Source organism: Candidatus Neomarinimicrobiota bacterium (assembly GCA_022573815.1).
Lineage (GTDB): Bacteria > Fidelibacterota > SORT01 > SORT01 > SORT01 > JACZTG01.
This window is the reverse complement of record JACZTG010000023.1, coordinates 25,511-38,256: the sequence shown is the minus strand read 5'-3', so window position 1 is coordinate 38,256 and position 12,746 is coordinate 25,511. Positions and strand designations below refer to the sequence as shown.

The window sequence follows — 12,746 nt, the reverse complement described above, 5'->3', positions numbered from 1 at the left end:
ATTCCAATATATCTTAGTTCTGAAACTAAAATCAAGAACCAGATAGAAGATACTCCTTGAAACTTCCTAATGTATGTAAGATATTCTTCATTAATTCTTTCACTATATAGGTATCAATAATGAGCGAATCCGGAAATTCCGGGCGGCTAATTTCGTTAGATGCGTTTCGCGGAATAACCATTGCCGGAATGATTCTCGTAAACAATCCCGGCAGCTGGAGTAATGTATATCCGCAGCTCCGTCACTCGGAATGGCACGGAGTGACATTTACCGATTTGATTTTCCCTTTCTTCCTCTTTATTGTGGGCGTGGCGATGACGCTGTCAATGCCGAAACGCTTGGAGGCGGGAGCAAGCAAGAAATCTTTGATGCTTGCAGTCAGCCGCCGAAGCATTATTATTTTTGCGCTTGGAATGTTCTTAGCGGGCTTCCCATATTTCAATCTGTCCACCATCAGAATTCCCGGTGTTCTCCAGCGTATCGCTGTTTGTTATTTCTTTACCTCTATTATTGTTCTCAACAGTAAGTGGAAAGGACAGGCATTTTGGGCTCTCGGACTGCTTACGTTTTATTGGCTCGCTATGAATCTGATTCCCGTACCCGGCTTTGGCGCAGGTGATCTGTCGCCTGAAGGAAATTTTGCAGCGTTTATTGATCAGAAATTACTGACAGGGCATATGTGGAGCCAGACTAAAACCTGGGATCCGGAAGGTCTGTTCAGTACTCTGCCTGCGATCGCCACAACGCTCACCGGTGTTCTCACCGGCTGGTGGCTGAAAGCGGACAAAACCAAGATAGAAATTACTGTCTGGATGCTGATAGCCGGAAACCTCGGACTTCTGATAGGCTGGATAATGGATATGTGGTTCCCCTGGAATAAGGCTATCTGGACCAGCTCGTATGTCGTTTATACAACAGGCTTTGCTCTCATATTCCTTGCGTTCTGTTACTGGGCTGTTGAGGTAATGAACTGGCGAAAATGGACGCGTCCGTTCGTTCTATACGGCAAAAACTCGATAGCGGTATTTGTCCTCTCAGGCTTCGTAGCACGGATAACGTTCCTGATAAAATTCACCAATCCCGATAACAGTACAACAAATCTTCAACAGGTGCTTTACCACGCATTATATACTTCGTGGCTCCCTCCAATGGGCGCTTCCTTGGCGTGGGCGCTTTCCTATATTAGCGGATTTTTACTGCTGATGTGGCTGATGGACAGGAAGAAACTCTATATCAAGATCTGACGGAACGTCAGAATTTACTTATGATATTCCTGAAGGCTTTTAACGTTCAGAACGCCGCCTCTTTTCAGCGCTCTGATACCTCGAACAGCTGCCGCCGCTCCCGAAATAGTAGTGATGCACGGCAGTTGATACTTGATTGCCGCGTCCCCGATAGCCCGCTCATCGTAGCGAGACGCCTTGCCGAGAGGCGTATTCACAATAATATTTATCTCTCCATTCACTATCAGGTCAACAACATTCGGGCGGTTTTCAGCCACTTTATGGACCGATTTAGCGTTCAAACCGTTCTGACGCAGAACTTTGGCAGTTCCATCGGTGGCTATCAAATCAAAGCCTAATTCGGCGAAATCACGGGCGATTTCCACCGCTTTTCGTTTATCGCCGTCATTCACGCTGATAAAAACGCCTCCCGATTCGGGGAGTTTATGACCTTTAGCCCAGAACGCTTTGGCGAACGCTTCTCCGAATGAATGGGATATCCCCATAACCTCGCCTGTGGAACGCATTTCGGGTCCTCCGAAAACCGAAATTCCGGGAAACTTGGTAAACGGAAATACAGGCTCTTTTATCGCTATATGAGTCAACTCGGGCGGTTCTTCAATTCCTTGTTCTTTTAAGGTTATCCCTACGGCGACTTTCGCGGCTATCTTGGCAAGTTGCAATCCTGTTGATTTGCTGACGAACGGTACGGTCCTCGAGCCGCGCGGATTCGCTTCAATGACATAGACTACTCCGTCTCTTGTGGCGTACTGAACATTCAAAAGCCCCCTGACTTCCAATGCAATCGCTATCTTCTCCGTATATTCCCTGATAATTTCCAATTCCTTACCGCTGACCTGATAAGGGGGAAGCACACAAGCGGAATCTCCCGAATGTATCCCGACCTCCTCAATATGCTGCATTATCCCGCCGATAAGCACCTTCTCACCATCATAGATAGCGTCCACATCAAATTCTGTGGCTCCTTCAATAAAATTATCTATAAAAACGGGATGCTCCGGGGTCACTTCCGCCGCGCGTTTCATAAATATCCTCATGGAATCAACCTCGTAAGCAATTTGCATTCCCCTGCCGCCCAGAACATATGAAGGTCTCACAAGCACGGGGAATCCTATTCGCTCCGCAACTTCCACAGCCTCTTCAACAGAATATGCCACACCGTAATCAGGGTGTTTTATGTTAAGACCGTTTAGAACCTCCCCGAACTTTTCCCTGTCTTCGGCAAAATCTATATTCTCCGGTGATGTGCCGAGAATAGTACAGCCCGCCTTTTGAAGTGCGGAAGCCAACTTAAGCGGAGTCTGCCCGCCGAATTGAATCATAATGCCGTCAGGCTCCTCCGAATCCACAACGTTCATCACATCCTCGAAAGTCAACGGCTCGAAAAACAGCTTATCCGTAGTATCATAATCTGTGCTGACAGTTTCGGGATTACAGTTTATCATAGAGACTTCGTACCCTTCTTCCCTAAGCGCCATAACCGCATGCACGCAGCAATAATCGAACTCTATCCCCTGTCCTATCCTGTTTGGACCGCTGCCGAGAATAATGACATTCTTCTTCCCGGTTTTTTGATTCTCATCCTCCTGCTCATAAGTGGAATACATATAAGGCGTGTTAGACCGAAACTCCGCCGCGCAGGTGTCCACTGTTTTGAAGACCGCCTTAACGCCCATTTCTTTTCTTTTAGCGCGGAACTCTTCTTCCGTAGTCCCAGTCATATAGGCGATGTGAACATCTGAAAAACCGTTTTCTTTTGCTTTCCTGATAGACTCTGCGTCTTTGAATCCGCCGTTACTCCCTAACAGAGCTATCTCTTTTTCGTCCTTTACTATCATTTTAATCTGATTCAGGAACCAGGGGTCTATCTGCGTCAGTTTGTTTACTTCGTCAACTTCCATTCCTAAAATAAAAGCCGCTCGAATATCGAATATTTTTCTGCTGCGTACCATTCCAAGGTTGGTTCGCATTTCGCTCAACTTTTCTTCATCTGAAGTTTCGTATAAAACGCTCAGCGATTCCTCTTCGAGTCCGCTTCTTCCTATCTCCAGCGACCTGAGCGCTTTCTGTAAAGCTTCCCGGAAGTTCCTGCCGAACGCCATCACCTCGCCGACAGCTTTCATCTGAACCCCGAGCCGCTTGTCGGTCTTGGGGAATTTCTCGAAGTCCCATCTGGGAATTTTTACAACGATGTAATCCAGCGTCGGTTCAAAACACGCCGGAGTTTCCCCGGTAATGTCGTTGACGATCTCGTCAAGCGTGTAGCCTATCGCCAATTGAGCAGCTATCTTCGCTATCGGAAACCCAGTAGCCTTGCTGGCAAGCGCCGAACTCCTGGAAACGCGCGGGTTCATTTCTATCACCATCATTTCGCCGTTTTTCGGATTGACGGCAAACTGAATATTCGAGCCGCCCGTTTCCACGCCTATCTCACGTATGAGAGCGATGGATTTATCCCTCATTTCCTGATATTCCACATCGGATAATGTCTGCTGCGGCGCCACTGTAATACTGTCTCCGGTGTGCACCCCCATAGGATCGAAATTTTCTATCGAGCAGACAATCACTACGTTATCCGCTCTGTCTCTCATCACTTCCAGCTCATATTCTTTCCAACCGATTATCGACTGCTCTATCATCAGCTCCGAAACCGGACTTGCCGCTAAGCCCCATTCGACTTGAGTTTTATACTCTTCTATATTGTATGCCGTGTTTCCGCCTGAACCGCCAAGTGTAAATGCGGGTCGAATGATCGCCGGGAATCCGATTTTCTCAATGAGCTTTTCCGCATCCTCCCAAGACCGCGCGATGTCGCCTAAAGGAACATTCAGACCCACCGCTGCCGCTGCCTTTTTGAACAGGTCTCTGTCTTCAGCTTTTTTTATCGCTTCCAATTTTGCGCCGATCAATTCAACGTTATGCTTGTCTAAGAAACCTGATTCCGCAAGTTCTACCGCAACGTTCAGTCCGGTCTGACCGCCCATTGTGGGCAATATCGCATCGGGTTTTTCCTTCTTTATCACTTCTTCGAGGACGGCTGCCGTTATAGGCTCAACATATGTAGCATCGGCGATTTCCGGGTCTGTCATTATCGTAGCGGGGTTACTGTTAACCAAAATAACCCTTATTCCCTCGCTTTTCAGAACTTTGCAAGCCTGTGTGCCGGAGTAATCGAATTCCGCTCCCTGCCCGATCACTATCGGGCCGGAACCGATGATTAAAACCGATTTAGGTCTATCGGGTTTCAGCTGCCGTTCTCCTTCATCATATCGATAAACCTGTCGAACAGATATCGGCTGTCGTGCGGACCCGGTGAGGCTTCGGGATGATACTGCACAGAGAACAGCGGTAACTTCTTATGCCTCAAACCTTCAATAGTCCCGTCATTCAAATTCAAATGTGTTATCTCAATCTCATCATCGTTTATCGAATCCGGCGTAACAGCAAATCCATGATTTTGGACGGTTATCTCTACTTTCCCCGTAGAAAGTTCTTTAACAGGATGGTTCGCTCCGCGGTGTCCGAATTTTAGTTTATAGGTTTCCGCTCCTAACGCAAGAGCAAGCAATTGATGCCCGAGACAAATACCGAACACCGGAATTTGCCCTACCATTTTTCTGATGTTTTCGATTGCGTAATCTACGGCAGCTGGGTCGCCCGGTCCGTTTGACAGGAGAACTCCATCAGGATTAATTTTTAATATCTCGTCAGCTGATGTCTTCGCCGGCAGAACTGTCAGTCTGCATTCTCTGTTCAGAAGTTCCTGTAGGATATTTCCTTTTACTCCGAAATCAAGAACAGCGACGTGATATTTTGCGCCATCGTTCCCGAAGGTTTGCGGTTTCTCCGAGCTGACGAACGAAGCGAGTTCAGAGCCCGCCATCTCTTCGGATTTCATTACTTTTGCGACTAATTCCTCATCGGAGAGATCAGAAGTCGTTATCATACACCGCATCGCTCCGGTCTCCCGTATCCTTCGAGTGACGGCTCGTGTATCAATACCCTGTAAACCTGTTATACCATTACGTTTTAGAAATTCTTCAAGAGATTCTTCCGAGCGATAATTGCTCGGAATTTCGCACAATTCCTTTACGATAAATCCTTTCAGGAAGGGTTTTTCTGATTCCATATCATCACTGTTCACCCCGTAATTACCGATGTGAGGATATGTCATCATCACTATCTGCCCGGCGTATGACGGGTCTGTGATAATCTCCTGATAGCCGGACATTGAAGTATTAAACACTATCTCGCCGAAAGCATCTTTTTCCGATGCGAATGAATTCCCCGTGAAGATACTCCCGTCTTCTAATATAAGACGAGCCTTCAAAATATTATCTTAAGCGAATTTAAAAACAGAAAAGAAAAACAGATAGTAATAGGTGTCAGGTTTGGGATATTAGCCATTCCGGGCACCATATCCCGCTAATTGTTAGCAGGTAAAATGATCAAATACATTAGCAAAATAATAATATACAGATTTGACGATTACAAGCAGAATTTATTTTTTAGTCAGAATAATCTGATTATTCTGATTCCGAAAGAGCTGAGATTGCCGCGTCGTCCTTCAGACTCCTCGCAATGACGATAAGGTGGATATCATCTTAGTCCGTCATTGTGAATCCGCCGGCTGATTGACTCTGCCTGCTAAATTTAAGACAGCCTCTTCCCTGGAGGGAGGTGAGTTTATCCTGATTTATCGGGAGAGGGTGTGATTCCGATATATTATCAAAATCTTCCGTTAAAAATAATCACACCCCTCGTCCGCCAGCCGGCGGACACTCCCCTCAAGGGGAGAGAATTATAGCGCCAGTTAGGGCTTTTTGCCTGTCCCGCCACCGAAATAATCCAACCACCCCTTTGTCCCCTCCTTAGAAAGGAGGGATGGGTTTTAGCGGAAATAAAATTAAGATAAAACAGAATCCGTGCACTAACTATTCAGCGCGGAAATATCGTCCATCGGGATGGTGAAACACTATAGCGCTAACCGACGCTTCCGGTTCCATCATAAATCCTGATGTCAGGCGAACGCCCACACTTTTCTCCGGCTTGAGAATCTCGAACAGTTTAGTCTGATCCTCAAGATCGGGACAGGCAGGATAACCAAACGACAATCGAACGCCCCTATATGCTGTTTTGAACATCTCCTTTAGAGTAATATCCTCTTTGTCGGGAGTTCCCCACTCCGCTCTAATTTTCTTATGAACCAATTCAGCCAACGCTTCTGCGGTTTCAATCGCCAGAACCTGTAATATAAAGCTATCAAGCAGCCTCCCTTCTTCTTTCCATTTCAGAGCTACTTCATTCGGTTCTTTTCCACAGGTGGTCAGGAACATCGCAATCGTATCTTCTTTTCCTTCCGGAGCAACCCAATCCGCAGCGCACGAAAAGGGTTCTTTATCCTGCCTCGGCATTTTAATCTCAACGTTGCCGCTTCCGTTATTCCAAATGATACTGTCTCCCTCAGACCATGAATTAACCCATTGATACAGCGCTTTGGGTTGAAACCAATCACTTTCCATAGCGATATCTTTTATCCGTCTTACGGCTTTTCTGACTTTTTGCGCCTGCTTATCCTCCGCATCGGTTAGCCGTATTTCGGATCTTGCAAGCCCCAGATGTTTTCCATAAAGCATTTTCTTATTTATGTATGAAAAAATTTCCTCAAGATCGTCAGGGACAAAAAGATGTGTTTCGAAATCGGGCGCTTTCGGAATATCAGTTTCCTTCCAACCCACATTGATGATTTCCACTTTTTCTTTCTTCTTAGAAACTTTTTCCTTTTTGCGTTCCAATCGGGCAGCCTGATCTTCCCGCCATGATTCGTATAAATTTTCTCTTTCAGCGGGGTTTTGAATCGTATGACAAAGTGTTAACCCTTTCATGGCGTCTTCAGCGTAAAACGCAATATTCCCGTAAGAGGGGGAAATCCGTGTCAGTGTGAAATCTTTTGTCAAAGCCGCGCCGCCGACAACTAACGGTGTTTCGATGCCTACATTTTTAAGATCTTCCGCGGTTGTTACCATCATCTGAGCGGATTTTACCAACAACCCTGAAAGCCCGATGATATCAGGATTATGCTCCCTCACGGCTTCAATGAGTTTCTCCGGCGGAATTTTTATTCCGAGATTGACCACTTCGTAACCGTTGTTCGAGAGTATCATATCCACAAGATTTTTACCAATATCGTGAACATCTCCCTTTACCGTAGCAAGGAGTATCTTCCCCCTGCTTTGAGCTTTTTCGCCTTCGGGGAGTTTCCCCTCAAGATAACTGACAGCCGCTTTCATAACTTCCGCGCTTTCGAGTACTTCAGCGATAATAAGCTGATTCGCCCCGAATCGCTCTCCGACAATTGCCATCCCGTCCATCAATGGACCGTTGATTATATCCAAAGGCGGAGTCTCTTTCAAAGCCTCGTCGAGATTTTCGATAAGATTCTCGCGCACACCTTCTATCACGGCATATTCTATCCGTTCTTTCACAGGCAGATCTTTCACCGATTCTTTGCTTGAAGGTCTGGCGCCTCTGAAATATTCGGTGAATTTTTCTATAGCGTCCTTATCTCTGTCATATAGGAGATCAAGACAGAGTTCCCTTTCATTTTCCGGGATGCTGGCGTAACGTTTCAATCCTGTAGTATTCACAATGGCAAAATCCAGACCTGCCTGAATGCAATGATATAAAAATACACCGTTCAGCACCTCTCTGCCCTCCTTCGGAAGACCGAATGATACATTGCTTATTCCGAGAATAGTTTTGCAAAGAGGAAACTTCTCTTTTATCGCCTTCACGCCTTCAATCGTCTGCTTGGCAGAGCCGACATAATTCGCATCACCTGTACCGCACGGGAACACCAACGGATCGAATATTATCTCGCCGCCGCTGAAACCTAATTCTCGTGTGAGTAGATTGTGCGCCCTTTCAGAAACTTGAAGCTTACGCTCAACAGTGATGGCCATTCCCTGTTCTGGGTCTTCATCAATAAGCCCCACAACAAGAACCGCACCATGTTTTTTCGCGAGAGCTCCCACACTCCGAATTTTATCCTCGCCGTCTTCGAAGTTAACAGAATTTATCGCTGCTCTCCCGCCGATACATTTCAATGCGGCTTCAATAACTTCGCTGTCTGTGGAATCAATCATTATCGGTGTTCGAGTCTTCCGCAAAAGAGGTCGCAAAATATTAAGAAAATCCTCCTCCTCGTCCCTATCGGGATTCGCCACGCAAAGGTCAAGTATTCCCGCTCCCCCACGCGCCTGCGCACGCCCCACTTCCGCAGCCTCCTCGAAACGGTTTTCGTTCACCAACCGTTTGAATTTTCGTGAACCGATGACGTTTGTTCGTTCACCTACGAGTACCGGTCGGTTATCTTCCTCAAGAACCAAGGCTTCCGAGCCCGCCGTGGCAGAACTGTCAATTTCAGTAGGAGGAATTCGCGGCTCGATTTTACTTACCTTATCGTGAATCATAGTAACGTATTCATCGTTTGTGCCACAACAACCTCCAACGAGATTCACCCAACCGTTTTTCGCGAATCGCTGTAGCACGGTTGACAGATCCTCAGCGGATTCGTCGTATTCGCCGTCAACATTCGGCAGCCCGGCGTTGGGAACAACAGCTACGAAACCGGGATAGAGTTCCGACAGCGTACGCAGATGGTCTGTCATAAATTCCGGACCCGTGGCGCAGTTAAGTCCAAGATAGAGCAGGTCGAATGGAGCAAACGTGTAGGCAGCCGCTTCGATATTCTGACCTGCAAGCATTGTGCCTGTAGTCTCTATAGTTACGGAAACCGCAACCGGAATTGAAGTTCCAAGCTCTTCATTTGCTTCCTGAACTGCCATAATAAGTGATTTTATGTTCAAAGAGTCCTGAGAGGTTTCAATAAGAAGATAATCCACACCGCCCTCTATCAATCCTAAAATCTGCGGCATATAGGCATCTCTGATTCCATCGAAATCAATTCCACCTGTAACCTGTATCGTCTTTGTTGAAGGTCCCATTGACCCCGCAACCCATAGCGGCTTTCCGTTACCGTATTTTTCTATCGCCTCCCGAGCTAATTCTGCCGCCCTGCGATTAATTTCACGAGTCCTGGATTCAAGACCGAATTCCTCTAAGACTATCGTAGAACCGCTGAATGTATTCGTTTCGATAATGTCCGCTCCGGCGTCTATGTATGTCTTATGCAAATGAAGCACTAGCTCGGGGGAAAATAGGTTCAGCGCTTCGTATAACCCCTCGTATTGCTCTCCACCGAACGCTTCAGCGGTTGTGGCAACATCTCCGAGAGCGGTTCCTGTTGCTCCGTCAAGGACTAATATTCGTTCCTGAAGAGCTTTCTTTAATTCTTTAAGCCTGTCTGTCACAGATAATCATACCTTAACAAGTTATGTTCTTTCTATGTTGCCGCTTCCAAGCAGGTAATAGTACGGCGGAACACTATCTACTTTCGAGGATGCGTTTCGCGTATCAATAATTGACCTGGCATTGTCGAAGATCATTTTCCAATCGTAATTGGTGTGATCGGTAATAATTATAACGCAATCAAATTCTTGGATGACCTCCGGGGTAAGCTTCATCGAAGTTTTATTTATATTCTCACTTGTGAATTCAGCAATATACGGATCGGAATATTCGATATTTTTAAGTCCTCGCTGTATCAGAGCTTCCCATACATGCACGCCGGGTGAATTTCTAAGGTCGTTGATATCAGGCTTGTATGCAAGACCGAGAATTAAAACTTTGCTCTCAGGCAGAGGCGTAGTCGTCATTGCTAACGCTTTCACAATTCTGTCCGCCACGTAGTGAGGCATATTTTCATTTGTTTTTGCCGCCTGTTCGATGAAATCGGTATAAAAATTATACTGTTTCGCTTTCCACGAAAGATAATACGGGTCTATCTGAATGCAATGACCGCCTATTCCGGGACCCGGCGTAAATTTTGTGAATCCAAAAGGCTTTGTTGAAGCTGCTTCCACAACTTCCCAAATATCTATTCCGCCGATCCGGTCGCAAAGCATAGCCATTTCATTTATTAATGCAATGTTGACGCTCCTGAAAATATTTTCCAACAGCTTGGACATCTCGGCAGCTTCAGGATTGGAAACCTTTACGGTTTTTTCACTTATGACTTCCATCAGCTTTGCCGCTGCATCTGTACACGCCTCTGTGATGCCACCCACGACAACAGGCGTATTAGAGAAACCGTATTTAGCATTTCCGGGGTCAACCCGTTCGGGCGCAAACGCCACATAACAATCCACACCTATCTCCAATCCTGCAGCTTCCATTTTGGGAACAATAAATTCTCTTGTGGTTCCCGGATAGGTCGTGCTGCGCAGAATTATCATATGACCTTTTCTGATATAAGGAGCAATGCCGTCAACAACGCTTTTTATAAATTTGATTTCAGGTGTCTTATGCTCTGTCACAGGCGTAGGAACTGAAATGAGTATTGTATCTGTTTCAGCTACCGCCGATAGGTCTGTCGTCGCAGTCAATTTTCCGGAATCGACAACAGCTTTCAGGCTTTCAGACGAAATGTCCTCAATGTAACTTACGCCATCTCTGACATTTTTGATTTTAGATTCATCAACATCAATCCCTACGGTCTCAAGCCCTTTTTTCGCAAACTCCGCCGCAAGCGGAAGTCCGACGTATCCAAGACCGATAACCGATATTTTGTTATTACCGTAACCCATAATTCCCTCTCAGGTTAATAACTTCAAACAATGTATTTATTACTCATTAAATCTCAGGGAAACCGCTCATATCCTCATTATCAGTGGGTTCCTCCACTTCAGATTCCACCTCTTTCAAAGTAATCTGCCGCTTCCAGAAGTAATATAAACCAACCAACGTCACAGGCACATAATTTATTGCGTGTAATACTACGGCGAATGCTCTCGCGGAATCGCCGGCAAGACCGAACAGCGCCATAGATGCCACTACCAAACCGTGAAACGTCCCGACGTAACCAGGCGCTGATGGAATCGCCACGGCAAAAGTGATAAACACGAGTACGACAAATGCTTCTATAATTCCGTAGCTGAAATTGAAAGCCTGAAATGTGAACCAGACCGTTGAAATATAAACAGGCCAGTGAAGCATCGAAACAAGAAGAAGACCGAAGTACTTTTTATATTGCGATACTACCTGCAACCCATCGGAAAAGCTAATGAGTTTTTTCGCAACGGTGGAATTCCATTTGTCCGGCATAGGCTTGAGGATGAACTTCGCAAATCGAAGTATGTATTCATTTTTGAATTGCATTAAAATCGTGAACGTAATTAATCCTGCCACTATCATAAGAGCGGCATATCCTACTCTTGTAGCCCAAAGCGGAAAATGCGGGAAATAAACTAATACTAATCCTAATGCCATTAAAGTCGTCAGCAGATCAAGAATTCGTTCAAGAAGAAGCGATGCCAATGTGGTTGATTTTTTTATGCCGGTGTCTTTGGAAAACGCAAAGGCTCTCAATAGGTCGCCAAGTCTGAACGGTAAAACGTTATTACCCATATAACCGATCATTGTAGCGGAAAATGTATTATCGAATGTAACTTTTTGTATCGGCGCCACGAGCATTTTCCAGCGAATCGCCCTGACGATGAAACTTGCTATCACACTTATCGCCGCCGGAATAAGCCACTGATACTGAATTCCTAAAATAAAATGCAGAAAATCACCCCAACTCACATCCTTGAACGCGAAGTATAGAAACACCATGCTTATAAGCAAACCTAATATGAGCCTTTTTATCATCTATGTACTTTTTCGAATATTCAATTTTAGTTTCATCGTTTTCCTGTCGGATATGTTCGGGATTGATTCTATCGGGATGTAAATTAAAATCCTAATCGACAGGTTCTGCTTCGTCAATCAGCATTACAGGGATATCGCTCTCTATTCGGTACGATAGTTTGCATGAGTGGCAAATCAGCTTTGCTTCTTCAATCAGGTGCTCAAGTTCACCTTTACACTTGGGGCAGACCAAAATATCTAATAGTTCTTTTTTCAACATATCAATACCTTTAGTATAAAATTTTCAAAAGTGGAGATAATTTACTTATTTGTGCAGCAAATTGCAAGAAGATGCCCTGATGTGATTGGAGACTTGCTGAATTATAAAAATCTCTTAAACAACATTCGTATCTATCAAGAAATTCTCCAATTCCTTTTGATCTACGTGGTTTTTACCCCAATGGCACATAGACTTCAGAATTGGTTTTAAAGATTTACCTTCCTCGGTTAATGAATACTCAACTTTTGGCGGAATAACAGCATACACTTTTCGGTTAAGAAGCTTTTCTGCTTCCAGCTCTCTTAATTGCTGAGTCAACATTTTCTGTGTTATATCCGGCAATAACTTTTTCAGTTGCCCAAACCTGTAAGTCTGAATACTCAGATGCCACAGAATCAGAACCTTCCATTTACCGCCAATAATGGAAATTGTCTTTTGCATATAATAAGTTTTGTGTGCGTTATTCAATATGG

The 12,746-nt window shown here is 45.3% G+C and carries 8 protein-coding genes; 1 reads left to right on the top strand and 7 read right to left on the bottom strand.

Features of this window, described 5'->3' with window-relative positions:
- Nucleotides 1-119: 119 nt before the first annotated feature.
- Nucleotides 120-1,244 (top strand): DUF5009 domain-containing protein, encoded by a 1,125-nt coding sequence (locus IIB39_08925; GenBank protein ID MCH8928822.1) that lies wholly within the window; start codon nucleotides 120-122, stop codon nucleotides 1,242-1,244.
- A gap of 14 nt (nucleotides 1,245-1,258) precedes the next feature.
- On the opposite strand, the gene carB is transcribed toward IIB39_08925, so the two are convergent.
- From carB to IIB39_08890, 7 genes are all read right to left on the bottom strand, one after another.
- Complete coding sequence (gene carB / locus IIB39_08920; GenBank protein ID MCH8928821.1) at nucleotides 1,259-4,492, bottom strand: carbamoyl-phosphate synthase large subunit; 3,234 nt, start codon at nucleotides 4,490-4,492, stop codon at nucleotides 1,259-1,261.
- Nucleotides 4,489-5,574 carry a glutamine-hydrolyzing carbamoyl-phosphate synthase small subunit gene (gene carA / locus IIB39_08915; GenBank protein MCH8928820.1) on the bottom strand — a complete coding sequence of 362 codons (1,086 nt, stop codon included), beginning with the start codon at nucleotides 5,572-5,574 and terminating at the stop codon, nucleotides 4,489-4,491. The genes carB and carA overlap by 4 nt, the downstream gene beginning before the upstream one ends.
- A gap of 604 nt (nucleotides 5,575-6,178) precedes the next feature.
- On the bottom strand, nucleotides 6,179-9,616 hold the full coding sequence (metH, locus tag IIB39_08910; GenBank protein ID MCH8928819.1) for a methionine synthase: 3,438 nt from the start codon (nucleotides 9,614-9,616) through the stop codon (nucleotides 6,179-6,181).
- Nucleotides 9,617-9,637: 21 nt separating this feature from the next.
- Entirely contained in the window at nucleotides 9,638-10,951 is a 1,314-nt protein-coding gene (locus IIB39_08905) for a nucleotide sugar dehydrogenase (protein ID MCH8928818.1), read from the bottom strand.
- Nucleotides 10,952-10,997: 46 nt separating this feature from the next.
- Nucleotides 10,998-12,014: a flippase-like domain-containing protein gene (locus tag IIB39_08900; GenBank protein ID MCH8928817.1), complete on the bottom strand. Its 1,017-nt coding sequence runs from the start codon at nucleotides 12,012-12,014 to the stop codon at nucleotides 10,998-11,000.
- Nucleotides 12,015-12,105: 91 nt separating this feature from the next.
- On the bottom strand, nucleotides 12,106-12,273 hold the full coding sequence (locus IIB39_08895) for a Trm112 family protein (GenBank protein MCH8928816.1): 168 nt from the start codon (nucleotides 12,271-12,273) through the stop codon (nucleotides 12,106-12,108).
- Nucleotides 12,274-12,387: 114 nt separating this feature from the next.
- Nucleotides 12,388-12,714 carry a winged helix-turn-helix transcriptional regulator gene (locus IIB39_08890; GenBank protein MCH8928815.1) on the bottom strand — a complete coding sequence of 109 codons (327 nt, stop codon included), beginning with the start codon at nucleotides 12,712-12,714 and terminating at the stop codon, nucleotides 12,388-12,390.
- Between the last annotated feature and the right edge of the window lie 32 nt (nucleotides 12,715-12,746).

Coding starts and splice junctions, on each gene's coding strand:
- IIB39_08905 (MCH8928818.1), bottom strand. CDS start 10,951: ATGGGTTACGGTAATAACAAAATATCGGTTATCGGTCTTGGATACGTC.
- IIB39_08925 (MCH8928822.1), top strand. CDS start 120: ATGAGCGAATCCGGAAATTCCGGGCGGCTAATTTCGTTAGATGCGTTT.
- IIB39_08900 (MCH8928817.1), bottom strand. CDS start 12,014: ATGATAAAAAGGCTCATATTAGGTTTGCTTATAAGCATGGTGTTTCTA.
- IIB39_08890 (MCH8928815.1), bottom strand. CDS start 12,714: ATGCAAAAGACAATTTCCATTATTGGCGGTAAATGGAAGGTTCTGATT.
- IIB39_08895 (MCH8928816.1), bottom strand. CDS start 12,273: ATGTTGAAAAAAGAACTATTAGATATTTTGGTCTGCCCCAAGTGTAAA.